General features: G+C 68.5%; 20 protein-coding genes. 17 read left to right on the top strand and 3 right to left on the bottom strand.

Going from position 1 to position 25,738, the window contains the following annotated elements:
* The first annotated feature begins 23 nt into the window (after positions 1-23).
* The 7 genes from truA to AC3WL7_RS12380 all read left to right on the top strand — a co-directional run bounded on the left by truA (position 24) and on the right by AC3WL7_RS12380 (position 11,685).
* Positions 24-794, top strand: coding sequence for a tRNA pseudouridine(38-40) synthase TruA (truA, locus tag AC3WL7_RS12410; RefSeq protein ID WP_079222631.1), 771 nt, complete (start codon positions 24-26; stop codon positions 792-794).
* Entirely contained in the window at positions 791-1,447 is a 657-nt protein-coding gene (locus AC3WL7_RS12405) for a phosphoribosylanthranilate isomerase (RefSeq protein WP_108747095.1), read from the top strand. The genes truA and AC3WL7_RS12405 overlap by 4 nt, the downstream gene beginning before the upstream one ends.
* A 187-nt stretch (positions 1,448-1,634) precedes the next feature.
* Positions 1,635-2,306 carry an OB-fold-containig protein gene (locus AC3WL7_RS12400; RefSeq protein WP_079222629.1) on the top strand — a complete coding sequence of 224 codons (672 nt, stop codon included), beginning with the start codon at positions 1,635-1,637 and terminating at the stop codon, positions 2,304-2,306.
* On the top strand, positions 2,306-4,324 hold the full coding sequence (locus AC3WL7_RS12395) for a flotillin family protein (protein WP_108758127.1): 2,019 nt from the start codon (positions 2,306-2,308) through the stop codon (positions 4,322-4,324). Before AC3WL7_RS12400 ends, AC3WL7_RS12395 begins: the two co-directional genes overlap by 1 nt.
* 85 nt (positions 4,325-4,409) lie before the next feature.
* Positions 4,410-9,818 (top strand): DNA repair ATPase, encoded by a 5,409-nt coding sequence (locus tag AC3WL7_RS12390; protein WP_492750468.1) that lies wholly within the window; start codon positions 4,410-4,412, stop codon positions 9,816-9,818.
* Positions 9,815-10,522, top strand: coding sequence for a hypothetical protein (locus AC3WL7_RS12385; protein WP_492750467.1), 708 nt, complete (start codon positions 9,815-9,817; stop codon positions 10,520-10,522). The genes AC3WL7_RS12390 and AC3WL7_RS12385 overlap by 4 nt, the downstream gene beginning before the upstream one ends.
* Positions 10,523-10,566: 44 nt before the next feature.
* Positions 10,567-11,685, top strand: a complete 1,119-nt coding sequence (locus AC3WL7_RS12380) for a toxic anion resistance protein (protein ID WP_079222626.1) — start codon at positions 10,567-10,569, stop codon at positions 11,683-11,685.
* 72 nt (positions 11,686-11,757) lie between these two features.
* Here the strand turns inward: AC3WL7_RS12380 and AC3WL7_RS12375 are convergent, their stop codons facing one another.
* Positions 11,758-12,642, bottom strand: coding sequence for a LysR family transcriptional regulator (locus tag AC3WL7_RS12375; RefSeq protein WP_492750465.1), 885 nt, complete (start codon positions 12,640-12,642; stop codon positions 11,758-11,760).
* A gap of 97 nt (positions 12,643-12,739) precedes the next feature.
* Here AC3WL7_RS12375 and trpB point away from each other — a divergent pair, with 97 nt between their 5' ends.
* From trpB to trpA, 3 genes are read left to right on the top strand one after another with little or no spacing between them, the layout of a single operon-like run.
* Positions 12,740-13,957 carry a tryptophan synthase subunit beta gene (gene trpB, locus AC3WL7_RS12370; RefSeq protein ID WP_492750464.1) on the top strand — a complete coding sequence of 406 codons (1,218 nt, stop codon included), beginning with the start codon at positions 12,740-12,742 and terminating at the stop codon, positions 13,955-13,957.
* The gene (locus tag AC3WL7_RS12365; protein ID WP_492750462.1) at positions 13,954-14,643 is read left to right on the top strand and encodes a hypothetical protein; all 690 of its coding nucleotides are present in this window, start codon (positions 13,954-13,956) and stop codon (positions 14,641-14,643) included. Before trpB ends, AC3WL7_RS12365 begins: the two co-directional genes overlap by 4 nt.
* A gap of 1 nt (position 14,644) precedes the next feature.
* The gene (gene trpA, locus AC3WL7_RS12360; protein ID WP_492750460.1) at positions 14,645-15,454 is read left to right on the top strand and encodes a tryptophan synthase subunit alpha; all 810 of its coding nucleotides are present in this window, start codon (positions 14,645-14,647) and stop codon (positions 15,452-15,454) included.
* A 362-nt stretch (positions 15,455-15,816) separates the two neighbouring features.
* Here the strand turns inward: trpA and AC3WL7_RS12355 are convergent, their stop codons facing one another.
* Together AC3WL7_RS12355 and AC3WL7_RS12350 are read right to left on the bottom strand one after the other, a co-directional pair.
* A complete protein-coding gene (locus AC3WL7_RS12355) occupies positions 15,817-16,773 on the bottom strand; it encodes a helix-turn-helix transcriptional regulator (RefSeq protein ID WP_492750458.1) in 957 nt (318 codons plus the stop codon).
* 97 nt (positions 16,774-16,870) lie between these two features.
* Positions 16,871-17,962, bottom strand: a complete 1,092-nt coding sequence (locus tag AC3WL7_RS12350) for an alkene reductase (RefSeq protein WP_492750456.1) — start codon at positions 17,960-17,962, stop codon at positions 16,871-16,873.
* A gap of 188 nt (positions 17,963-18,150) precedes the next feature.
* Here AC3WL7_RS12350 and AC3WL7_RS12345 point away from each other — a divergent pair, with 188 nt between their 5' ends.
* The 7 genes from AC3WL7_RS12345 (at position 18,151) to AC3WL7_RS12315 (ending at position 25,738) form a co-directional block, all read left to right on the top strand.
* Positions 18,151-18,909, top strand: a complete 759-nt coding sequence (locus AC3WL7_RS12345; protein WP_492750455.1) for an SDR family NAD(P)-dependent oxidoreductase — start codon at positions 18,151-18,153, stop codon at positions 18,907-18,909.
* A 124-nt stretch (positions 18,910-19,033) separates the two neighbouring features.
* Positions 19,034-19,483, top strand: coding sequence for an MgtC/SapB family protein (locus AC3WL7_RS12340; RefSeq protein ID WP_079222238.1), 450 nt, complete (start codon positions 19,034-19,036; stop codon positions 19,481-19,483).
* 190 nt (positions 19,484-19,673) lie between these two features.
* Entirely contained in the window at positions 19,674-21,332 is a 1,659-nt protein-coding gene (gene lldP / locus AC3WL7_RS12335) for an L-lactate permease (protein WP_492750453.1), read from the top strand.
* Positions 21,333-21,385: 53 nt separating this feature from the next.
* Positions 21,386-22,150: a transcriptional regulator LldR gene (gene lldR / locus AC3WL7_RS12330; RefSeq protein ID WP_079225270.1), complete on the top strand. Its 765-nt coding sequence runs from the start codon at positions 21,386-21,388 to the stop codon at positions 22,148-22,150.
* Positions 22,151-22,168: 18 nt separating this feature from the next.
* Entirely contained in the window at positions 22,169-23,308 is a 1,140-nt protein-coding gene (lldD, locus tag AC3WL7_RS12325; protein WP_108758580.1) for an FMN-dependent L-lactate dehydrogenase LldD, read from the top strand.
* Complete coding sequence (dld, locus tag AC3WL7_RS12320) at positions 23,305-25,011, top strand: D-lactate dehydrogenase (protein ID WP_492750450.1); 1,707 nt, start codon at positions 23,305-23,307, stop codon at positions 25,009-25,011. Before lldD ends, dld begins: the two co-directional genes overlap by 4 nt.
* A 61-nt stretch (positions 25,012-25,072) precedes the next feature.
* A complete protein-coding gene (locus AC3WL7_RS12315) occupies positions 25,073-25,738 on the top strand; it encodes a hypothetical protein (protein ID WP_492750448.1) in 666 nt (221 codons plus the stop codon).

Below are 25,738 nucleotides of genomic sequence, written 5' to 3'. Positions count from 1 at the left end.
CCGCAACATCGAGGTAGCAGCACATGCGTTACGCGCTCGGCGTCGAATACGACGGCAGCGATTTCAGGGGCTGGCAGAACCTGGGCGAGGGTGGACCCAGCGTCCAGGCCAGCCTGGAGAAGGCCCTGTCCTCGGTTGCCGATGCGCCGCTGCAGGTGGTCTGCGCCGGCCGCACCGATGCCGGCGTGCACGGCCAGTGCCAGGTCGTGCATTTCGATACCGACGTGGTGCGCGATCCACGTGCCTGGATGCTGGGCACCACCACCCGCCTGCCGCGTTCCATCGCGGTGCGCTGGTGCGTGCCGGTGGCCGACGATTTCCACGCCCGCTTCTCGGCGCGCGCCCGCCGCTACCGCTACCGCCTGCTCAACCGCGAGGTGCGCCCGGCACTGGACCGGCAGACCCTCAGCTGGGAACGACGGGCGCTGGACGAGACCCTCATGCATGCCGCTGGACAGGCCCTGCTCGGCGAGAACGACTTCAGCGCGTTCCGCTCGGTGCAGTGCCAGGCCCTGCATGCGCGGCGCGAGCTGCAGTCGCTGCAGGTCAGCCGCCAGGGCGAGGTGATCGAGGTGGCGGTGCGCGGTAATGCATTCCTTCATCACATGGTCCGCAATATCGTCGGTTCGCTGATCCTGGTCGGCAGCGGCGAGAAACCGGTGGAGTGGATCGCCGAGCTGCTGGCCGGACGCGACCGAACCGTTGCCGGCCCTACCGCACCTCCGCAGGGGCTGGTGTTCCTGGGGCCGCTGTACCCCGACAACTGGCATCTGCCTGCCGAGGTCACCTTATGAGCCGCTCCTACTACCGTACCCGCATCAAGTTCTGTGGCATGACCCGCGCCGGCGATGTGCGCCTGGCCGGCGAACTGGGCGTGGACGCGGTGGGTTTCATCTTCGCCCGTGAAAGCAGCCGCCGGGTGGCCCCGGCCGAAGCCCGCGCGATGCGCCAGGCGATCGCCCCGATGGTCGACGTGGTGGCGCTGTTCCGCAACAACAGCAAGGAAGAAGTGCGTGAAGTGCTGCGCACCGTGCGTCCGACCCTGCTGCAGTTCCATGGCGAGGAAGACGAAAGCTTCTGCCGCAGCTTCAACATGCCGTACCTGAAGGCGATCGCCATGGGCGGTCGCGAGGACGTCAATGCGCGCACCCTGCAGCTGCGCTACCCCAGTGCTGCCGGTTTCCTGTTCGACAGCCACGCCCCGGGTGGCGGTGGCGGCACCGGCGTGGCCTTCGACTGGGCGCGCATTCCGACCGGCCTGCACCGTCCCTTCCTGCTGGCCGGCGGGCTGAACCCGGAGAACGTGAAGGACGCCATCCTCGCTACCCTGCCGTGGGGCGTTGACGTGTCCAGCGGCATCGAGGTCGAGCCGGGCATCAAGGACGGCTACAAGATGCGCACGTTCGTCGAAGAGGTGCGCAGCGCCGACTGCACCGTGCTGGAGTGACCCGGCACGACCCCGCGCGCGTCGCCGCCTGCGGTCGGCGCGCGTCTTCACATTTGTCCCTGTACACCCTCTTCACATAGGATGAAGGGGAAGCCATGGCCATGAGGGCCGTGGCGGGATCGACGGAACCGCTCCCGGCGGATTCCGAACGGGGCGTCACGCGCCCATAGCCCAGGAAGGCAAAGCGATGCAGGAATTCCTCACCGTCGTGTTCGGCTACCCGACCCTGCCGTACAGCGTCCTGCTGGCGGTGTCGCTGGTCTATTGGGGGCTTGCCGCTTTTGGCCTGGTCGATGACGGGTTCGGCGATCTCGGCGCCGATGGTGCGCTGGACAGCGACACCGATCTCAGCGGCCTCTCGGCCCTGCTGCAGCGCTTCGGCCTCGGTGGCGTGCCGGTCATGGTCGTGGTCACCCTGCTGGGCTTCTTCGGCTGGGCCTTGACCTATTTCATCCATCTGTTCGTACTGTTGCCGCTGCCGGACCTGCTGCGCTGGGGTTTCGGCACGCTCGTGGCCGTGCTCGCGCCGCTGCCGGCGGTGCCGATCACCGCGCTGCTGCTGCGGCCCATCCGCACCTTCCTGCAGCGCCTGCAGCCGGTCGCACAGGCTTCCCTGCTGGGGCGCGTGGGCGTGGTCGCCTCGCCCCGGGTGGATGCGCGCAGCGGCCACGCCACGGTCGATGACGGCGGTGCCGGGCTGGTGCTGCAGGTGCGCAGCGACATCGAACTGCAGCGTGGCGAGCGCATCGTGCTGGTCGAGCACGTGGCCGAACACCATTACTACCGGGTGGTCCGCGCTGATGCGGTCGCCCTCGATTTCCAGGACAACCTGCTTCCGGGCAACAAGGAGAATCACTGATGAGTTTTGCTGGCGCGGCCCCCTTCCTGATCGGGATCATCGTCCTCGTAGGCCTGCTGCTCGGCCTGGCGGGACTGTTCAAGGCGTTCTACCGCAAGGTCGACCAGGGCGTGGCCCTGATCGTCAACGACATGAGCGCCACGCCCAAGGTGCACTTCACCGGTGCGCTGATCATCCCGGTGCTGTACCGCGCCGAGCTGATGCGGATCAGCCTGATCACCCTGCAGATCGACCGCCGTGGCAAGGAAGGCCTGATCTGCCGCGACAACATGCGCGCCGACATCGCCGTGGCCTTCTACCTGCGGGTCAACGAGACCCAGGCCGACGTGCTGCGCGTGGCCAAGGCCATCGGTGCCGACCGTGCCTCGGACAAGCACGCCGTCGATGAGCTGTTCAACGCCAAGTTCTCCGAAGCGCTGAAGACGGTCGGCAAGAAGTTCGACTTCACCGAGCTGTTCGAGAAGCGCCAGGAATTCCGCGACGAGATCATCGCGGTCATCGGCAACGACCTGAACGGCTATGTGCTGGAAGACGTGGCCATCGACTACCTGGAGCAGACCCCGAAATCGCTGCTGGACCAGTTCAACATCCTCGACGCGCAGGGTATCCGCAAGATCACCGAGCTGACCGCCGCGCAGAACGTGGTGACCAACGAGCTGGAGCAGAACGAGAAGCTCGCCATCACCAAGAAGAACGTGGAAGCGCGCGAAGCGCTGCTGGCCCTGGAACGCCAGCAGGCCGAGGCCGAGGCGCGGCAGAAGCGCGAGATCGAGACCATCCGCGCCCGCGAGGAAGCCGAGACCGCCAAGGTGCAGGAAGAACAGCGCCAGCTGTCCGAGAACGCACGCATCGAAGCGCAGCAGCTGATCGACATCCGTGACCAGAACCGCCTGCGCGAAGTGGAAGTGGCCGAACAGAACCGCCAGCGTGCGGTGGCCATCGAAGCCGAGCGCGTGGAGCGCGCGCGCCAGCTGGAACAGGTCACCACCGACCGCGAAGTGCAGCTGCAGGGCGTGGAGCGTGACAAGGTGGTCGAGCAGGGCAAGATGGACGTGGCCAACATCACCCGCGAACGCATCTCCATCGACAAGACCGTGGCCCAGGAAGAAGAGCGCATCAAGGAAGTGCGCGAGGTCTCCGAGGCCGACCGCCAGAAGCAGGTGCTGATCCTGGAAGCCGAAGCCAAGGCGCAGGAATCGCTGGTGCGCGAAGTGAAGGAAGCGCAGGCCCGCGAAACCGCCTCCAAGCACCGCGCGGTGGAACTGACCACCCTGGCCCAGGCCGAACACGAAGCGGCCGGCAAGCAGGCCGAAGCCAAGCGCCTGCTGGCCGACGCCTTCCGTGCCGAACAGGCGGCGCCGGGCCTGGCCGAAGCGCAGGTGCGTGAAGCCTCCGCACTGGCCATCGAGAAGGTCGGTATCGCCGAAGCCCGCGTGATTGAAGCCAAGGCCGAAGCCAACCTGAAGCAGGGCAGCAACGAGGCCCGCGTGCTGGCCGAAACCCTGCAGGCGCAGGCCCAGGGCGAAGAGAAGATGGGCCTGGCCCGTGCCACCGCCACCGAATCGCTGGGCAACGCCGAAGCCGGCGTGGTGCAGAAGAAGCTGCTGGCCGAGGCCGAAGGCCTGGTGCGCAAGTTCGAAGCCATCGCCTCGCTGAGCGACCAGGCACGTGGCCACGAAGAGTTCCGCATGATGCTGGACAACAGCCTGAAGCAGGCACTGGCCTCCATCGAAGCGGGCAAGGAAGTCTCGCGCGAGAACGCCAACGTCATCGCCAGCGCGCTGCGCAATGCCGACATCGACCTGGTCGGTGGCGACGGCGGCATGTTCGAGAACCTGGTCAAGGCCGTGTCGCTGGGCAAGTCGATCGAAGGCTTCGCCGGCAAGAGCCCGATCGTGCAGGAGCTGATGCAGCGCTACCTGGGCGTGGCCGTGGCCGAACCGGCACCGCGGCAGATCGCCGAGGACGCCGACGCGGCCCCGGCCGTGTCGGCCGCCGTGGTCGACAGCGCCCGTTGATGCACCGGGCGGTGGCCGCTGCGGCCACCGCCCGCCCGCGCCGGCCGCAACCACGGCCGGCCGTCCGTAAGCCGGAAGCCTGCTGATGTCTGAAACCCATCCGTCCGCCGAAACCACCGCGCCGGAGGCCGGCGGCAACACCGTCGACCAGGCCGTTGCCCAGGGCGGCGCCTACGAAGTCCTGCGCCGCCGCCTTGGCGAACAGGGCCAGCGCCTGCAGGCGTTGGCCGAAGCCCTCAACCGCCAGCGACTGGCCGAGTTCGGCGACAGCCGGCTGGAGGTGGTCGGTCGCTTCCGCATCCGCAGCGAGAACAACTGCGTCGGCCGTGACATCGTCCAGGTCGGGCCTGACCGCCTGCTGTTCGGCTACAACGTCTACATCGGGCTCAAGACCCATACCCGCATCGAGGATGTGTTCGGCCTGTACCGGCTGGTGCAGGGCAAGGACGGCTACGATGTGGCTGCGCTGGAGCTGAAGGGCAGCTTCCTCGACCAGCCTGGCTTCGTGCACGACTTCAACGAGCTGTACGCCTACTACAAGCATGCGCGCCTGCTGCAGCTGATCGTGGTCGGCGACAAGCTGCTGGCCTCGTTCCAGATCGGCGAGCGCAGCAGCGACGTGCGCGTGTTCCGCTGGGCGCTGTCGCGCGAAGGCGAGCTGACCTACCTCGATGCGCGCGGCGAACGCGATATCGCCCTGCCGCCGCCGTTCGACTTCGAATGGACCAAGGCCACCCGCGACCTCGCGGTCAACGGCCGCCACTCGCACCTGAACATCCTCGACACCCTGTTCGTGGAAACCACCGGTGGCGACCTGACCATCAAGGTCGAGAACAACACCGAAACCGGGCAGGGCATCTACAGCGAACCGGTGGAGGACAGCACGCAGTCGCTGGACGACGCCCAGTTCGAATTCGCGCGCGTCGGTTCGCTGCTGCTGCTGAAGGTGCTGCCGTACCGCGAGACCGTCTGGCGCGGGCTGATCTACAACACGCTCACCGGCGATATCGTGCGCAACGACGCCATCGTCCAGGCCTGCGTGCAGCTGCCCGAAGACCACGGCGTGATCTTCCCCGGCGGCTATTACCTGCAGGGCGGCGAGCACAAGGCCTTCGATGCCTCGATGGCCGGCATGCAGTTCAAGCGCAGCATCCGCTCGCCCAACGGCGAGGACGTGCTCTACATCTTCTACGAGCGCGAAGGCGGGCGCTCGGCGCTGTTCGTCTACAACACCATCCAGCGCATGCTGCAGAACCCGGTGTTCGGCCACGGCTATGCCTTCATGCAGGATGGGCGCATGGTGCTGTTCCATGCCGAAGGCGCTGAACCCACCCGCATCCATCCGATGCAGGTCTGGCAGACGCCGTTCAGCAGCGACGAGTTCGCCGCCAGCCGGCCGCCCGGCAACACCTTCATGGGCCGCATCGGCAATGCCGAGCTGGTGCGCGGCATCTCCAACCTGTTCAACCTGTCCCGCGAGATCGACGGCCAGGATGTCTCGGTGCAGCGCTACCAGCGCCTGGTGGCCGACACCCGCCGCCTGTTCGATACCCACCACTGGCTGGGGGACGAGGCCTGCGACGGCGCCGAAGCGCTGCTGCGGCAGATCAGCGCCACCGGCGAGTCGGTGCTGGACGAGTACGAGAAGGTCCAGTCCATCCGCGAGCAGTCGGCGCAGGCGATGGTCGAGGCGGAAGCGAACTACAAGGCGCTGCTGGGCCGCCTGCAGCCGCAGAACTGGAACGAGGTGCAGGCCTTCGTCGAGGCCCTGAACGAGATCACCGCGCTGCGCGGGCGGCTGCTGACCATCCGTGAGCTGCGCTACATCGACACCGCGCGCATCGAGGCGATGGCCGCCGAACTGGTGCAGGCGCAGGATCGCGTGGGCGCCGCCACCGGCGAATTCCTGGCCGGCGATGCCGCACTGGCACCGCTGGGCAGCCGCCTGCAGGCACTGGATGAAGCCGCCCAGCAGGCCAGCAGTGCGCGCCAGCTGGACGAGCAGCTGGACGGCATGCGTGGCATGGCTGCCGACCTGGACATGCTGTCCGAACTGATGGCCGGCCTGAAGGTGGACGATGCCACCGCGCGTACCCGCGTGGTCGAGTCGATTTCCGCGCTGTACGGGCGGCTGAACCAGGCGCGCACGCGTGCCGAACAGCGCCGCCGCACGCTCGGTTCGGCCGAGGCCGTGGCCCAGTTCGCCGCGCAGTTCGCGTTGTTCTCGCAGTCCATCACCAGTGCGCTGGCGATGGCCAACGATCCGGAAAAGGCCGACGAACAGCTGTCGCGCCTGCTGGTGCAGCTGGAGGAACTGGAAAGCCAGTTCGGCGAGCACGAGCAGTTCCTCGGCGACATCCTCAGCAAGCGCGAGGAACTGGTCGAAGCCTTCGAGACGCACAAACAGGCATTGCTGGACGACCGCCAGCGCAAGGCGCGCTCGGTGCTCGACGCGGCCAACCGCATCCTCGATGGCCTGGCCAAGCGCACCGAGCGCTTCGCCACCGCCGACGAGCTCAACGCGTTCTTCGCCGGCGATCCGCTGATCCTCAAGCTGCGTGAACTGGCCGAGCGGCTGCGTGCGCTGCGCGACAACGTCAAGGCCGATGACATCGAGGCGCGCCTGAAGGGCGTGCGCGACCAGGCCGTGCGCCAGCTGCGTGACCGCAGCGACCTGTACGAAGCCGGCGGCAACGTCGTCCGGCTCGGCCCGCGCCACCGTTTCAGCGTGAACACCCAGGCGCTGGACCTGACCCTGCTGCCGCGCGGCGACACGCTGGCCATCCACCTCACCGGTACCGATTTCCTGGAAACCCTGCACGACCCCGAACTGGAGGCGCTCAAGCCGTTCTGGCCGGTGACCCTGGATTCGGAATCCGATGCGATCTACCGCGGCGAGTACCTGGCTGGCAGCCTGCTGCTGGCCGCGCAGGACGGCCGCGATGGCCTGGACATGGCCCAGCTGCAGCACGATCTCGCCAGCCCCGAGGCGCTGGACCAGCGCGTGCGTGCGTTCGCCGCGCCGCGCTACCGCGAGGGGTATGAGCGCGGCATCCACGACCACGATGCGGCGCTGATCCTGCACGCCCTGCTGCCGCTGCAGCAGGCCGCCGGCAGCCTGCGCCATGCACCGCGCGTCCGCGCACTGGCCATGCTGTTCTGGGCCGCCGAGCAGCGCAACGAGGCCGTGGCGCAGTGGCCGGCGCGCCAGGCCGGTGCCGATGCCATCGCCCGCCTGTTTGGTTCCGACGAAGGACGCCAGGCGCTGCGCGCGGAGATGGCCGCTGCGCTGGATGCGTTCGTGCAGGCGCAGGCCCTGCCGTTCGACGCCGCCGCGATCGAAGGTGCCGCTGCCTACCTCGGTGACGAACTGAGCGCGGGCGATCCGGTATTCGCCAGCAGCCGCCATGCGCTGGCGCTGCTGGAGGCATTGCAGCAGCAGCTCGAGCAGGCGGGACAGCGCGAAGCACTGGAACGCGCGCTGCAGCGTGGACAGGATCCGCTGCCGCTGCGCTGGGCGTTGGCCGGGCAGTGGCTGCGCGCGCTGGGCCGGCTGCCGGCGCAGGCCGCCCATGCCGGTTACACCGATGAGGCCGCCGCACTGTTGCTGGTGCAGCGGCAGCTGCGCACGCGCGCCAGCGACGCCACGCTGCGGGTGGAAGTGAACGGCCTGCTCGGCGAGCATCCGCGCATCGTGCAGGGCACCCTGGCGCTGTCGCTGGATGATTTCCTGGCCCGCCTGCACGCCCACCTGCAGCAGTTCGTGCCGGCATTCCACGCCTACCAGGCGGTGCGCCAGGGCATCATCGGCCGTGAGCGGCAGGCCCTGCGCCTGTCCGAGTTCAAGGCGCGGCCGCTGTCGTCGTTCGTGCGCAACAAGCTCATCAACGACGTCTACCTCGGCGTGATCGGCGACAACCTGGCCAAGCAGATGGGCACGGTGGGCGAGAACAAGCGCAGCGACCTGATGGGCCTGCTGATGATGATCTCGCCGCCGGGCTACGGTAAGACCACGCTGATGGAATACGTGGCGCACCGGCTGGGCCTGGTCTTCATGAAGATCAACGGCCCGGCACTGGGCCACGACGTGCGTTCGCTGGATCCGGAGCAGGCGCCCGACGCCACCTCGCGGCAGGAGCTGGAAAAGCTCAACCTGGCCCTGGAGATGGGCAACAACACCATGCTGTATGTGGATGACATCCAGCACACCCATCCCGAGTTCCTGCAGAAGTTCATTTCGCTGTGCGATGGCACCCGCCGCATCGAAGGCGTGTGGCGCGGCCGCACGCGCACCTACGACATGCGCGGCAAGAAGTTCTGCGTGGTGATGGCCGGCAACCCGTATACCGAGTCGGGCGAGGTGTTCAAGATTCCGGACATGCTGGCCAACCGCGCCGACATCTACAACCTCGGCGACGTGCTGGGCGGCATGGAAGCGGCGTTCACCCTCAGCTACATCGAGAACAGCCTGACCTCCAACCCGGTGCTGGCACCGCTGGCGACCCGTGACATGGCCGACCTGTACCTGCTGGTCGATCGTGCGATGGGCAAGGACGTGTCGACCAACGGGCTCAGCCACGCCTACAGCGGTGCCGAGATCAACGAGATCACCGCCACCCTGCAGCGCATGCTGCGCGTGCGCGACGTGGTCTACCGGGTCAACCAGCAGTACATCGCCAGCGCCGCGCAGGATGACCGCTACCGCACCGAGCCGCCGTTCCGCCTGCAGGGCAGCTACCGCAACATGAACAAGCTGGCCGAGAAGATCTCGCCGGTGATGAACGAGGACGAGCTGCAGCAGCTGATCTCCGACCATTACCTGGGCGAGGCGCAGCTGCTGACCACCGGCGCCGAGGAAAACCTGCTGAAGCTGGGCGAACTGCGCGGCGTGCTGGACGAGGCGCAGGCGCAGCGCTGGGCGCAGATCAAGCGTGATTTCCTGCGCAACAAGGCCATGGGTGCCGACGACAGCGATGTCGGTGGTCGCGTGGTCGCGCAGCTGGCCGACATCGCCAGCGCACTGCAGCTGCCGCCACCGGCTGCGCCGCTGGTGGAGGCTGATCCGGCACCGTGGCCGGCCTTGCTGGAAGCGCTGCAGCGCCTGGCCGAAGCACGCCCGGACGCACCGGCCGCCGTGCAGCCCGCCGAGCCGGTGGTGATTGCCGCGCCCAGCCCCCCGGCCACGCCGCTGGCCGAGGACCTGCAGGCGGGGCTGGCTCCGCTGGTACAACTGCTGGTGGCCTCGCAGGCACAGCAGGAACAGGTATCGCAGACCCTGGCGGCCTTCGCCGGGTGGGCGCGGCAGCAGGTCGAAGGCGCGGCCGGCGGCAGCACCACCACCGCGCGTCGTCCGCGCGTGCGGCGGGCCAGCACGCCGGAGGAGCGCGCACTGGATGAGGCGTTGATGCGCCACTTCTACGGCGAGTCGCTGCCACCGGAAGCCACTGGCGACGCCCCGGCGGGAAGCGCGCCGATGCCGCCGCCGTTGCCATGACCGATACGGCGCCCCTGCCGACGCCGCAGCGGCCGGACACGGCGGATGTCGCACGCCTGGCCGACTACGGCGCACCGCTGCTGCAGGCGTTGGCCGTGCGCGACGTCGCGTTGCCGGCGACCGCCGGCGATGGGCTGGTCGAGGCGCTGGCACGCATCGCGCTGGCGCTGCAGGCTGCCGACCCGGCACGCCTGCGCCGGCAGGAAAGCTGGTGGGGCCGCCTGCTTGGCCGCGATGTCGAGCGTGAGGCCGCGGGCCGCGGCCTGCAGTCGCAGCTGGGGGTTCTCGCCCTGCAGGCACGCGAGCAGGCCCAGCAGCTGCAGCAGCACATGGCCATGCGTGCCACCGCGATCAGCGCGACCGGCCAGGCCGCCGAAGCACTGCAGGCCTGGGCGGACGCGGCCGCTGCGGACGTGCCAGCGCTGCAGGGCGCCGGCCAGGAAGCACTGGCGGCGCGCATCGACCACCTGCAGCGGCTGGCGGCACTGCGCCGCATCGAAGCCGGGCAGTGGCAGCTGCTGCAGCAACAGGACGAGGTGCTGCTGCAGCGCTTCGCCCGCATCCACGATGTCCTGCTGCCAGCGTGGCGGCAGGCCGCACTGGCCGCGCAGGCCGCCACCGGCGCGGCCCGTGCCGGCCAGGCGGCCACGCTGCATGCACAGATCGACGACGAGGTCGCGGCGGCTCAGGCTAGACTGCGCTGAGCCGGCCGCCGCTGCCGCCAACCCACCTGCAAGGAGACTGCCCGATGACCCAGGACAGCCAGCACCCCGGCACCCTCGTGCCGACCCCGGCCACCCCTTCCGCACTCGACGAAGGCGCGCTGCAGGCGTTGGGCCTGGTCCGCGAGGACCTGCCGCGCATCGCCGAGATCCGCATGGAACTGGACGACCTGCGCCCGGGCAACCTGCAGGTGTTCGGCCGCGAGGCAGCGACGCGCACGGCAGCGTTTTCCAGCCAGCTGCTGGACCAGGTGCGCAACCGCGACCTCGATGCCAGCGGCGACAAGCTGGGCGAAGTGGTGCGCATCGCGCGCAGCCTGAAACTGGACGGTTTCGCCCAGCGTTCGAAGGTGCCGGTGATCGGCGGCCTGATCGATCGCCTGCGCGTGTCCAAGGGCGAACTGGTGCAGAAGTTCAGCGATACCAACGCGCAGATCGAGCAGCTGCTGGGCGACGTGGGCGTGCAGCAGGCGCTGATGGGCAAGCGCGTGGGCGAGTTCGACCGCATGCACGAGATCGTGCGCGAGGAGCGCCACGCGCTGGGCCTGTACGCAGCCGCCGGCAAGCAGCGCCTGGCCGAACTGCAGGCCGAGCAGCTGGCAGGGCAGGGCAGCGACGACCCGCAGCAGCGCATCCGCCAGAGCGAAGTCGACAACGCGATCCGCCTGATCGAAAAGCGCGTGTCCGACCTGCAGCTGATGCAGCACGCGGCCGACCAGTCGCTGCCGATGATCCGCCTGATCCAGGCCAACGCGCTGCAGCTGATCGAGAAATTCAATACGGTGCGCGAGATCACCATCCCGTCGTGGAAGCGCCAGTTCGCCATCCAGCTTTCGCTGGGCGAGCAGAAGGCCGCGGTCGAGCTGTCCACCGCCATCGACGATGCCACCAACGAGCTGATGCGCCGTAATGCCGATCTGCTGCGCCAGGCATCGGTGGATACCGCACGCAGCAACCAGCGCGGCGTGATCGACGTGGCCACGCTGCGCCACGTGCACGACCAGCTGATCGCCACGGTGGAGGAAGTACGCAGCATCCATCGCGAAGGCATGCAGCAGCGGCAGCAGGCCGAAGTCGAACTGTCGCGCCTGCGCGAAGACCTGCAGCAGCGGCTGGCCGCACCCACGGCACTGAGGGAGTCGTAGCGTCGAGCTTGCTCGACTGAGGTAGTCGTAGCGTCGAGCTTGCTCGACTGAGGTAGTGGAGCAGGCTCGACGCTACAGTTGCGCCATCGCCCACTCGGCCAGCGCATCCACGCGCGGGTCGGCCGGGCCGTCCGGCCGCGCCAGCACCCAGAACCCGCCTGTCGCCGAGAATCCCCAGGGCGCGATCAGCCGCCCGGCGGCCAGGTCCTCGGCCACCAGCGGCTCCGGCGCGATCGCTGGCCCGAGGCCTGCCACGGCCGCTTCCAGCAGGTAGTACAGATGCTCGAAGCCGGTGCCCATCTGCAACTGCGCCGGGTCCAGCCCATGCGCCTGCGCCCAGGCCGGCCATGCCTGCGGGCGCGAGCTGGTGTGCAGCAGCGTCTCCTTCAGCAGTGCCGGGGGCGGCACATGGCGCAACCGCTGCGCGGCGGGATGCGAGGGCGCCACCACCACGCCCACCCGTTCCGGCGCCAGTTCGCGCACCTGCCAGCCGCGCGGCCACGGCGCCTGCGCCAGCAGCAGGACCGCGTCCAGCGCCGCCTGCGCCTCGGTGAAGGCGCCATCCAGGGCCGACCACTGCAGGTTCACCCCGGGCAGGGCCGCCTGCAGCGCGGGCAGCCGTGGAATCATCCAGCGCGCCAGCACGCTGCCGCTGCAGCCCAGCACCAGCGCCGGGGAGCGCGCCGGTTGGCGCAGTTCGCGCACACAGGCCTCGATGCCGGCGAAGGCCTCACCGCAGGCCGCATGCAGGCGCTGCCCGGCGTCGGTCAGGCGCAGCCCGCGCCCGGCACGCTGGAACAACGGCAGCCCCAGGTGATCTTCCAGCAGTTTCAGCTGCCGGCTCACCGCACCGTGGGTGACATGCAGGGCCTGCGCGGCGCGGCCCACGCCGCCCAGGCGGGCGGTGGCCTCGAAGGCACGCAGGGCATTGAGCGGTGGCAGCAGCGAGGTGCTCATGTGAAATTTCCTGACGATATGCGCCAGATAATATCGATATTCCGGTCAGGATCCGTGCGCTAGAGTATCCACCTGTCTCGAACCAGCGGTCGCTTCCATGTCTGCCTCCCCCATTGCCGACTTTCACGCCTTCCCGGATACCCAGGGCCACTTCGGCCGCTATGGCGGCAGCTTCGTCGCCGAAACCCTGGTCGGCCCGCTGCAGGAACTGGCCCAGGCCTATGACGAGGCCCGCCAGGACCCCGCATTCCAGCAGGCCTACGACCGCGACCTGGCCCATTACGTGGGCCGGCCGAGCCCGATCTACCACGCAAAGCGCCTGAGCGACCATGTCGGTGGCGCGCAGATCCTGCTCAAGCGCGAAGACCTGAACCACACCGGCGCGCACAAGATCAACAACACCATCGGCCAGGCCCTGCTGGCGGCGCGCATGGGCAAGAAGCGCATCATCGCCGAGACCGGCGCCGGCCAGCACGGCGTGGCCAGTGCCACGGTCGCCGCGCGCCTGGGCCTGGAGTGCGTGGTCTACATGGGCGCCACCGACATCGAGCGGCAGAAGATCAACGTCTACCGCATGAAGCTGCTGGGCGCGACGGTGGTGCCGGTCACCTCCGGCTCGGCCACCCTGAAGGACGCGCTCAACGAAGCGATGCGCGACTGGGTGACCAACGTGCAGGACACCTTCTACATCATCGGCACCGTGGCCGGCCCGGACCCGTACCCGCGCATGGTGCGTGATTTCAACGCCATCGTCGGCCGCGAAGCGCGCGAACAGATGCTGGCCGAGTATGGCCGCCTGCCCGATGCGATCACCGCCTGCGTCGGCGGCGGCAGCAATGCCATCGGCCTGTTCCATGCCTTCCTCAACGACCGCCAGGTCGAGATCTTCGGCGCAGAAGCGGCCGGTGACGGCATCCATACCGGCCGCCATGCCGCATCGATCGCAGCCGGCCGTCCCGGCGTGCTGCACGGCAACCGCACCTACGTGCTGTGCGATGACGATGGCCAGATCATCGAAACGCATTCGGTGTCGGCCGGCCTGGATTACCCCGGCGTCGGCCCGGAGCACGCCTTCCTGGCCGACAGCGGCCGCGCCACCTACCTCGGCATCACCGATGAAGAGGCGCTGCAGGCCTTCCACCTGCTGGCGCATGCCGAAGGCATCCTGCCGGCACTGGAATCCAGCCATGCGCTGGCCCAGGCCATCAAGCTGGCGCGCGAGCGCCCGCGTGACCAGATGGTGCTGTGCAACCTGTCCGGCCGAGGCGACAAGGACGTGCACACCATCGCCGCGCGCGAAGGCCTGGTGCTGTGAACTGCATGCTGCGCCACGGTGGCGCGCTGGTGCTGGCGGTCGGCCTGGGCGGCTGCACGCCGCCCGATCCGCCGGTGCTGGCGCCCGCACCGGCCGCGCCTGCGGCCATTGCCCCGGCGCGGCAGGTGGCCAGCAACGATGATGATGCGGCCCATCGCCCCATCGAGGATGCACCCGCGCCCACGGCAGGCGACGACGCTGGCGGCGAAACCGCCCCGGCGGTGGTCTCGGTGGCGCTGGACCACGCAGGCGATGTGCTCATCGGCCAACCCTTCAGCGAGCTGGAGGGAGAGGCGCAGTGGCATTCGGCAGGCCTCGGCGAGGCCACGGCCGGGCGTTGCGAGTATTACGAGCGTGGCACGCTGCCCGAGGGCGTGGCGATGATGGTGCAGGACGGCGACGTGGTGCGTTTCGACCTGGCCCCCATCGACGATTCGGGCCAGGTGGTGGTGCAGCCGGGGCCGTTCGGCCTGCACCTGGACATGCCGCGCGCACAGGCCCTGAAGCTGCTGCCAGCGGGCGCCACCGCACGGCCCTATGGCGAAGATGCCGAGGCCGGCGAGACCCTGCTCTGGCAGGACCCCGGTTCCGACCTGGCGATCCGCGTGGAGATCGTCGACGGCACCGTATCCCGAATGTATTGGGGCGCCAGCGGCGCCGTTGACCTGATCGAAGGATGTACCTGACATGTCCGTTTCCCGACTCGATGCCTGTTTCCAGCGCCTGCGCGAGCAGCAGCGCAAGGCCCTGATCCCGTTCATCACTGCCGGCGATCCGTCGCTGGAGGCCACCGTGCCGGTCATGCATGCGCTGGTCGAGGCCGGCGCCGACGTGATCGAACTGGGCGTGCCGTTCTCCGATCCGATGGCCGATGGCCCGACCATCCAGCGCAGCTCCGAGCGCGCGCTGGCCCGCGGCGCCGGCAGCCGCTACGTGCTGCAGGCCGTGGCGCAGTTCCGCCAGCGCGATGCGCAGACCCCGGTGGTGCTGATGGGCTACCTCAACCCGGTGGAGATCCCCGGGTATGCGGCGTTCGCCAAGGCCGCGGTCGAAGCCGGCGTGGACGGCGTGCTGCTGGTGGACCTGCCGCCGGAAGAAGCCACCGAAGCGCTGCAGGCGTTCGACGCGGCCGGCCTGGCGCTGGTCCTGCTGGCCTCGCCGACCACCAGCGAGGCCCGTGCCGACAAGCTGCTGGCGCTGGCCCGTGGCTACCTCTATTACGTCAGCTTCGCCGGCGTCACCGGCGCCTCCGAGCGCCTGGACAGCGAGGCCGCCAGCGCTCGCCTGCAGGCCCTGCGTGCACGCGCCAGCGTGCCGGTGGTGGCTGGCTTCGGCATCAAGGATGCGGCCAGTGCCGCGGCCATGGCCCGCCAGGCCGATGGCGTGGTGGTCGGCAGTGCCCTGGTGGCGGCGCTGGCCGATGCCGCCTCGGCCGACGAAGCCGCCCAGCGGGCCGGCGCCTTCCTGGCCCCGCTGCGGCAGGCACTGGACGCGTAACGGTAGTGCCGGCCGCTGGCCGGCATGCCATGCAAGAGCGTGTCGACCAACGGTCGACACCCACCAGGTAGCGCCGGGCCGTGCCCGGCGGTGGTAGTGCCGGCCGCTGGCCGGCATGCCATGCAAGAGCGTATCGACCAACGGTCGACACCCACCAGGTAGCGCCGGGCCATGCCCGGCGTTGGTAGTGCCGGCCGCTGGCCGGCATGCCATGCAAGAGCGTGTCGACCAAGGTCGACACCCACCAGGTAGCGCCGGGCCGTGCCCGGCGTTGGTAGTGCCGGCCGCTGGCCGGCATGCCATGCAAGAGCGTGTCGACCAACGGTCGACACCCACCAGCGCGGGAATCGCGCGAGAGCAGGTCACCCTACCTTCGAGGGCCCGGTGCGCCAGCGGCTGGGCACCAACCCGAAGCGCTTGCGGAAGGCGGCTGCGAAGTTGCTCGGGTGCCGATAGCCCGTAGCCGCCGCGGCCTGCTCCACGCTCCAGCCGCGCTCGCGCAGGCCTTGTTCGGCGTGGTGCATGCGCTGCTCGTGCAGGTAATCGAACACCGAGCAGCCGTACTGCTGCACGAAATGACGACGCAGCGAACTGGGGCTCATGCAGGCGATCTGCGCCAGCTCGACCAGGCTGTGTTCATGGCTGGGATCCTCGCGCAGGAACGCACGCACGCGTTCCAGCCGCGCGCGCTGGCCGGCACGCAGCGCACGGGGTGTGGCGGGATGAAGATCATCGGCCTGCAGGCCCACGGCCAGGATCTGCAGGGCCAGGCCCTCGCGCCACAGCGCATCCAGTCCACCCTGCCAGGGGCTGTCGAACAACTGCGACAGCGCGGGCAGCAGCGTGTGCGGAATGGCCCAGTGCCGGCAGCCGAACCCGGGTCCGTGCAGCGCCTGCTGCAGCGCGGGTTGCTGCAGCAGCTCCACATCGAACTCCGCGGGCAGGCACAGGCTCACGCCGCGCAGGCGCACGCTGCCCGGATGCACGCCGCGCATTTCGACCGGTTCGCGGTGATGGCTGGTCATCGCGGTACCCGCGCGCAGGCTGAAGGCCTCACGCTGCGGCACCTGCACATCCACCTGCCCATCCAGCATCATCCGGATCGACAGGCCCGGGCGCTGCTCGGCAGTGGCCGTATAGCCCACGCGGTTGCACACATCCGTGGCGACCAGGCTGAGGCCACCACGCAGAGTCTGTTCGTGCATTTCGCCACGACCGATCCATTGGTCATCGCGCAGGTCGCGCGGGTCGGCGCGATAGTCATAGCCGTGCCGATCACCGAAGCGACGGTAATCGGCAAACGTGAAATATCGGGACATTGCTAAGCCGCTCAGCTGGGGAGGAAAGTGCTGGCGTCGGCTCGCAACGATATTCTAGCGCGGGCCCGCCGCCGCAGCGACGGGCCGCAACGCTGGCTTACGCGCCCAGTGCAGGGTAGTCGGTGTAGCCGTGCTCGCCGCCGCCGTACAGCGTGGCGGGGTCGAGATCGGCCAGCGCAGCACCGCTGCGCAGGCGGGCAACCAGATCAGGGTTGGCGATGAACGGACGCCCGAAGGCGACCATGTCGGCGTAGCCGCTGGCCACGGCCTGCTCGGCACGCGCAGCGTCGTAGCCGTTGTTGGCGATCCACGGGCCACGGAAACGCGCACGCAGGCCCGCGTAGTCGAAGGCGAGGTTGTCACGGTCGCCGCCGGTGGCGCCTTCGATCACATGGATGAAGGCCAGGCCGCCGATCGTGTCCAGGCGCTCCACCGCGCGGTCGAACAGCGGCTGCGGGTCGCTGTCGTGCGCATCGTTGACCGGCGTGACCGGCGACAGGCGAACGCCGGTGCGCGCTGCGCCGATGGTTTCGGCCACGGCGCTCACTACTTCAAACAACAGGCGCGTGCGGTTCTCGATGCTGCCGCCGTAGGCATCGCTGCGGTGGTTGCTGCCATCGCGCAGGAACTGGTCGATCAGATAGCCGTTGGCCGCGTGCACTTCCACACCGTCGAAGCCGGCGACGATCGCATTGCGGGCAGCGATGCGGTAGTCCTCAATCAGTGCCGGGATCTCTTCAATGGCCAGCGCCCGGGGCGCGGACACATCTTCGAAGCCATTGGCGGTGAAGGTCTTGCCATTGGCGCGGATCGCGCTCGGCGCCACCGGTACTTCGCCTTCGGGCAACAGGCTGGTGTGGGAGATGCGGCCGACGTGCCAGAGCTGCAGCACGATGCGTCCGCCTTCAGCGTGTACCGCGTCGGTCACTGATTTCCATGCAGCAACCTGCGCGTCGCTGTAGATGCCCGGGGTATCCAGGTAGCCCTGGCCGAGTGGGCTGATCTGCGTCGCCTCGGCGATGATCAGGCCAGCGCTGGCGCGCTGCTGGTAGTAGGTGATGGCGAGCGGCGAGGGCACGCGGTCGGGCAGGGCCCGGTTGCGCGTCAGCGGTGCCATGGCGATGCGATTGGCCACGGCGATGTCGCCAAGGCGTGTAGGCGTGAACAGCAGATCGGCGGCAGGACTCATCGAAGGTTCCACAGGGGAGAGGTGTGGGCCTGAGCATAGGCGCGAACGCGTTTCAGCGATGGGAAGGATCGTTGCAGGCCGTGCGTGTCGATGGCGCCCTGGGATGGCATGTCCGTAACACGCGCGGGCGTAACGTCATCACCAGGCGGACGCGCTCCGCACGCCTTACCAACACGTGGAGAACACAGATGATCGATTACCAGCTCAAGGGCAAGACCGCGATCGTGACCGGTGGTGTATCCGGTATCGGCCTGGCGGTGGCCGAACTGCTCGCTGCATCGGGTGCCAGCATTTCGGTGTGGGACCTGAAACAGGACGCGGTGGACGCCACCGTGCAGACCCTCACGGCCAAGGGCGTGCAGGCCACCGGCATCGCCCTGGATGTCACCGATGAAGCGGCGGTGGAAGCCGCCGTGCAGCGCACGGTGAAGGAACTCGGTGGCATCGACGTGGCGGTGAACAACGCCGGCATCGGCGGCCCGGCCGCGAGCAGTGGCGATTACCCGGTCGATGGCTGGAAGCGCGTGGTCGACGTGAACCTCACCAGCGTGTTCCTGTGCCAGCGTGCGCAGATCCAGGCGATGCGTTCGGCGGGCAAGGGCGGCAGCATCATCAACATGGCCTCGATCCTGGGCCAGGTGGGCTATGCCGGTTCCACCGCTTACGTGGCCGCCAAGCACGGCGTGGTTGGCCTGACCCAGACCGCGGCATGGGAACATGCTCCCGATGGCATCCGCATCAACGCGGTCGGCCCGGGCTTCATCGCCACTCCGCTGCTGGACAAGATGGATGCCAAGGTACGGGCCACGCTGGAAGGCCGTCATGCGCTCAAGCGCCTGGGCACGCCGGAGGAAGTGGCCGCGCTGGTGGCCTGGCTGGCCAGCGATGACGCCTCGTTCGCGACCGGCACCTACTACGCGATCGATGGCGGTTACCTGGCGCAGTGATGCGCTGAGGGCAGACAGCGCCGGGCAACCCCCGGCGCTGGCGGGTGAACCGCCTGTGCTGGCGCCTTCACTGTGATGCCACGCCCCTCGCGCCACGCTCCGGGAAAACGCCCGGAGCGCGCCAATGGAACTTACCCAGGACGTATCGATCCTGCTGCGCGTGGCCGCAGCGATGCTGTTCGGCGGCGTGCTGGGCGTCGAACGCGAGATGGGCAAGCACGCTGCGGGCCTGCGTACCCACATGCTGATCGCCGGGGCGGCAGCGCTGATCGTCGGCCTCGGTGATTCGGTGGCTGAGCACTTCCAGCAGGAGCGCTACCGCGACCTGCTGCAGGTCGACCCGGTGCGCCTGATCGAGGCGGTCGTGGCCTGCGTCGGCTTCGTTGCCGCCGGCACCATCCTGCGCGGCAACCGCGAGGACCAGGTCAGCGGGCTGACCACCGCCAGTTCACTGGTGATGGCTGCGGCCATCGGCATTGCCGTGGGCATCGGCAAGTACGTGATTGCCATCGGCGTCAGCGTGCTCTGCGTACTGGTGCTGGCGGTGATCCGGCGGGTGGAGAAACGGTTGTGAGTGCTCTGCAGGGAACTGGTAGGACCAATAATCCGTCTAACCCTATGGTCTAATAGGCTCTACGCACGATCGACGGTTCAATCTGCGTCCAGTGGTCCGCTGTTTCTCCTTATTGGTACGACCAATAGGAATGAAGGCCACGACGAACCACCGGAAGCGGTGGTGAACCCGTCCCCAGTCGAGAGCCTCCATGCAGCCCTGGCAACACCTGTACGACCCCGCCGGCAACCTGTGGTTGTCGAGCCTGATCGCGCTGCTGCCGATCGCGTTCTTCTTCATTGCCCTGGCCGTGCTGCGCATGAAGGGGTGGCTGGCCGGCACGCTCACCGTGGCCATCGCAGTCGGCGTTGCCCTGCTGTTCTACCGGATGCCGCTGGCGCAGGCGTTGGGTGCGGCGGGCTACGGCTTCGTCTACGGCCTGTGGCCGATCGCGTGGATCATCATCGGTGCGGTGTTCCTCTACAAAGTCTCGGTGAAAACCGGCCAGTTCGACATCATCCGCGCCTCGATCCTGTCGGTCACCGAGGACCAGCGCCTGCAGATGCTCATGGTCGGTTTTGCATTCGGCGCCTTCCTGGAGGGCGCGGCCGGCTTCGGCGCGCCGGTGGCCATCACCGCCGCGCTGCTGGTCGGGCTGGGCTTCAAGCCGCTGTATGCCGCGGGCCTGTGCCTGATCGTCAATACCGCGCCGGTGGCTTTCGGCGCGATGGGCATCCCGATCATCGTTGCCGGGCAGGTCACCGGCCTGGATGCCTTCGAGATCGGCCAGATGGCTGGGCGCCAGCTGCCGTTCCTTACGATCATCGTGCTGTTCTGGATCATGGCCATCATGGATGGCTGGCGTGGCATCCGGGAAACCTGGCCGGCGGTACTGGTGGCCGGTGGCTCGTTCGCCATCGCCCAGTACCTGACGTCCAACTTCATCGGCCCGGAACTGCCCGACATCACCGCGTCACTGGCCTCGCTGGTCTGCCTGACCCTGTTCCTGCGCCACTGGAAGCCGGTGCGCATCTTCCGGTTCGACACCGCCACCAGTGCCGAGGCCGCCGCGCAGGCGCTGGACGCACCGCGCTACAGCGTCGGCCAGATCGCCAAGGCGTGGTCGCCGTTCCTGATCCTCACCGCCATGGTCACCCTGTGGAGCATCAAGCCGTTCAAGGCCTTGTTCGCAGCAGGCGGCCCGCTGCAGGGCTGGGTGCTGAAAATCCCGGTGCCGGGGCTGGACCAGATGGTGCAGAAGATGCCGCCGATCGTGCCGACACCCCTGAGCTACGACGCGGTCTACACGTTCGACTGGTTCTCGGCTACCGGCACCTCGATCCTCCTCGCTGCAGTCATCGCCATCCTGGCCCTGCGGATGCCGGCCAGGGCCGCCGTGCAGACCTTTGGCGAAACCGTGCGCGAGCTGCGCGTGCCGATCTATTCCATCGGCATGGTGCTGGCCTTCGCCTTCATCGCCAACTACTCCGGGCTGTCGGCCACGCTGGCGCTGGCACTGGCCCACACCGGCAAGGCCTTCCCGTTCTTCTCGCCGTTCCTGGGCTGGCTGGGCGTGTTCCTCACCGGCTCGGACACCTCGTCCAACGCGCTGTTCTCGGCGCTGCAGGCGACCACCGCGCAGCAGATCGGCGTGTCTGACGTGCTGCTGGTGGCGGCCAATACCACCGGCGGGGTGACCGGCAAGATGATCTCGCCGCAGTCGATCGCCATTGCCTGCGCCGCGGTGGGCCTGGCAGGCAGGGAGTCGGACCTGTTCCGCTTCACGGTCAAGCACAGCCTGATCTTCACCACGATGGTCGGCCTGATCACCCTGGCCCAGGCCTACTGGCTGACCTGGATGATTCCCTGAGCCATGTCGGGCAGGCTGACCCACCGCTGCATGCTTCGGGCGACAATGGCGCCATGAGCATGCAACGGGTTTCGGACAAGGTGGCCGCGCAGCTGCGCGTGCTGGTGCAGGAGCAGCAGCTGAAGCCGGGTGACCGGCTGCCGGCCGAGCGCGCGCTGGCGGTGCAGCTTGGCGTTTCGCGTACCGCGCTGCGCGAGGCGATCGCGCAGCTGGCCAGCCAGGGGCTGCTGACTGCCCGTGTGGGCGGCGGCACCTACGTGGCCGAGCCGGCCGCGCGGGCCCGGCAGGCGCTGGACGAGCCGCTGGCACCGTACCTGCCGCTGTTCCAGGGCGATCCGGAATACCGCTTCGACGTGCTCGAGATCCGCCATGCGCTGGAAGGTGCCACTGCCTGGCATGCCGCGCTGCGTGCCACCGACGAAGACCGCGCGCGCATCGCGCAGGCCTTCCAGACCATGATGGACGCGCACGGCAAGGATGATCCGGCCGGCGAGGCCGAAGCCGATGCGGCGTTCCATCTGTCCATCGCCGAAGCCTCGCACAACCTGGTGCTGCTGCAGGTGATGCGCGGGCTGTTCGAGCTGCTGCAGACCAACATCTCGCAGAGCCGCGAAAAGCTCTACACCTCGGCCCGCACGTTCTCGCCGCTGTCCGACCAGCACCGCGAAATGATGGATGCGGTGCTGGCCGGCGATCCCGAACGCGCGCGCGCCGCCGCGCACGCCCATCTCGCGTTCGTGCACACCACGCTGCGCACCCTCGATGACAATGAGGCCCGGCGTGCACGCGCCTCGCGCCTACCTTCTCCGCATGGCTGATTACTTCCGGTTGACCCCATGATCATTTCCGCCTCCACCGATTACCGTGCCGCAGCGCAACGCCGCCTGCCGCCGTTCCTGTTCCACTACATCGATGGCGGCGCGTATGCCGAGCACACGCTGAAGCGCAACGTTTCCGATCTGTCCGACATCGCGCTGCGCCAGCGCATCCTGCGCAACATGTCCGACCTGAGCCTGGAAACCGAATTGTTCGGCGAGACGCTGGCGATGCCGGTGGCGCTGGCCCCGGTCGGCCTGACCGGCATGTACGCACGGCGCGGCGAGGTGCAGGCCGCGCGTGCGGCCGACAGCCGCGGTATTCCCTTCACCCTGTCCACTGTCTCGGTCTGCCCGATCGAAGAAGTGGCGCCGGCCATCCAGCGGCCGATGTGGTTCCAGCTGTACGTGCTCCGCGACCGCGGCTTCATGCGCAATGCGCTGGAGCGCGCACAGGCGGCGGGCGTGACCACCCTGGTGTTCACCGTGGACATGCCGGTGCCGGGCGCGCGCTATCGTGACGCGCATTCGGGCATGAGCGGTCCCAATGCCTCGCTGCGCCGCTTCGGCCAGGCCATCACCCATCCGCAGTGGGCCTGGGATGTTGGCCTGTTCGGTCGCCCGCACGACCTCGGCAACATCTCCGCCTACCGCGGCAATCCGACCGGGCTGGCAGACTACATCGGCTGGCTGGGCAGCAACTTCGACCCGTCCATTTCCTGGAAGGACCTGGAGTGGATCCGCGAGTTCTGGAAGGGCCCGATGGTGATCAAGGGCATCCTCGATCCGGACGACGCCCGCGATGCGGTGAAGTTCGGAGCCGATGGCATCGTGGTGTCCAACCATGGTGGCCGCCAGCTGGACGGCGTGCTGTCCACTGCACGCGCACTGCCGGCCATTGCCGATGCCGTGCAGGGCGATCTGAAGATCCTGGCCGATTCGGGCATCCGCAACGGGCTGGACGTGGTGCGCATGCTGGCGCTGGGCGCCGACACCGTGCTGCTGGGCCGTGCCTTCGTCTATGCGCTCGCCGCACAGGGTGAGGCCGGCGTGGCCAACCTGCTGGACCTGATCGCCAAGGAAATGCGCGTGGCGATGACGCTGACCGGCGCGCGTCGCATCGCCGATATCGGCCGTGACTCGCTGGTGAGCCTGCCATGAGTGGCCACGACGCCGTGCTGGCGCAGTTGCGCGACGCGGTCGGCAGCCGCCATGTACTGACCGGCGACAAGGCCACCCGGCGCTTTCGCCGCGGCTACCGCTTCGGTGATGGCCCGGTGCTGGCGGTGGTGCGCCCGGGCACGCTGCTGGAACTGTGGCGCGTGCTGCAGGCGGCAGTGCAGGGTGGGGCAGCAATCATCCTGCAGGCGGCCAACACCGGCCTGACCGGCGGTTCGACCCCGGACGGCGACGACTACGGCCGGCCGATCGTGCTGGTCAGCACGCTGCGCCTGACCGGCATCCAGCTGTTGAACGAAGGCCGCCAGGTGCTGTGCCTGCCAGGCGCAACACTGGACCGCCTTGAGCAGACGCTCGCACCGCTGGGGCGCGAACCGCATTCGGTGATCGGCTCGTCCTGCATCGGCGCCTCGGTGCTGGGCGGCGTCTGCAACAATTCCGGCGGCGCGCTGGTGCGTCGTGGCCCGGCGTACACCGAGCTGGCACTGTACGCGCAGGTCGATGCGCAGGGCACACTGCAGCTGGTCAACCACCTGGGCATCGCCCTGGGCGATACCCCGGAGCAGATCCTGCAGCGCCTGCAGGACGGGCAGTACAGCGCGTCCGACGTCGGCGACGGCGACGGTCGCGCCGCGTCCGATCCACGCTATGCCGAGGAGGTGCGGCGGATCGACGCCGATACGCCCGCCCGGTTCAATGCCGATCCCAGCCGCCATTACGAAGCGGCCGGTTCGGCGGGAAAGCTGGCCGTATTTGCCGTGCGCCTGGATACGTTCCAAAAGGAAGCCGCCGAGGTCTTCTATATCGGCAGCAACCGAACCGCCACGCTCACCGCCATCCGCCGCCAGCTGCTGACCGGCTTCGAGCGCCTGCCGATTGCAGGTGAGTACATCCATCGCGACGCCTATGACATCGGCGAGCGTTATGGAAAGGACACGTTCCTGCTGATCGACCGCCTGGGCACCGCGCGCGTGCCGGCCGCATTCGCGCTCAAGAGCCGCGTCGATGGCTGGTTCGAGCGATTGGGCCTGCGCGGGGTGACCGACCGGGTGATGCAGGCATTGACCGGCCTGTTGCCCTCGCATCTGCCGGCGCGCATGGGCGAGTTCCGCCAGCGCTATGAACATCACCTGCTGCTGAAGGTATCGGCACAGGATGCCGCAGAGACCGAGCGCTGGCTGCGCGGGTGTTTCGCCAACCACGAGGGTGGTTTCTTCCGCTGCACGGCCGAAGAAGGGCGCAAGGCGTTCCTGCATCGCTTCGCGGTCGCCGGTGCGGCGGTGCGCTACCGCGAAGTCCACCGTGCGCAGGTACAGGACATCGTGGCGCTGGACATCGCGCTGCGCCGCGACGACGCGGACTGGTTCGAATCCCTGCCGGCCGACATCGACGGGCGCCTGCTGCACAAGCTGTACTACGGCCACTTCCTCTGCCATGTGTTCCATCAGGATTACATCGCGCGCAAGGGCGAAGACCCGATGGCGATCGAGCATGCGATGTGGGCGCTGCTGGACCAGCGCGGTGCCGAGTACCCGGCCGAACACAACGTCGGCCACCTGTATCCGGCCAAGCCGGCACTGGCCGGCTTCTACCGGCAGCTCGACCCGAGCAACACGTTCAATCCGGGTATTGGCCACACCTCCAAGGCGAAGGGGTGGGGGAGCTGCGACTGCAACGGGCATTGAACATCTACTGCGTTACCATCGCTGCATTCGCAAGGATGCGCTGCTGCGCAGAGGATGCCTGATGAGCCATGTCCCCGTTTCCCGAGCGCTGTCTGCCGCGCTGCTGATGATGCCGCTGATTGCTGCGGCGGCCGCGCCCAGCGCAACCGGCAGCCGCCTGGAAGCACTGTCACCCGTGCCCGCTGCTGCAGACACTGCGGCGGACGGCCCCCGCTACTGCACCGAGGACCGCGCCTGGTGCGCGCAGGCCCTGCAGGCCGATGAGACGCCGTTTGCCACGCTGATGGTGGAAGAAACGATGGCCGGCGCACGCGAACCGCTGAACCGTGCGGTGACCGTGGCCGTGCCTGAAGGCGCACGCCTTGCGGTATGGCCGAACATCATCCGCCTGCCTGCCCACCGCGTGGACGGCAATGAGGTGCAGGATGTGCTGGTCGCCGCGGTCGTGCAGCAGGAGGGAAAGCCTGCCTGGCTGCACGTGGGCCAGGTTCGTCACCTGGCCGATGACGTGCAGGCCGACAGTGATCTGCTGGTGGTGCCGTGGCAGGCGGGGGCCAGCCTTGAGGTCCAGCCCTCCACCGATGTCCTGCCGCAGTTGAAGTACCGCAGCGGCGAGCGTGCCGCGTGTGCCGCCGACCGGGTGTTCCGCAGCATCGGCGGCAGCTACGTGCCCGACAGGCCGCTGCCGGACTGTGCCAAGGTGGCCAGCCTGCCGCGGGCCCGCTAG

Source organism: Stenotrophomonas sp. FW305-3-2-15-E-LB1 (genome assembly GCF_058787375.1).
The sequence above is the reverse complement of the archived record's forward strand: the minus strand, read 5'-3'. Positions and strand labels throughout refer to the sequence as shown.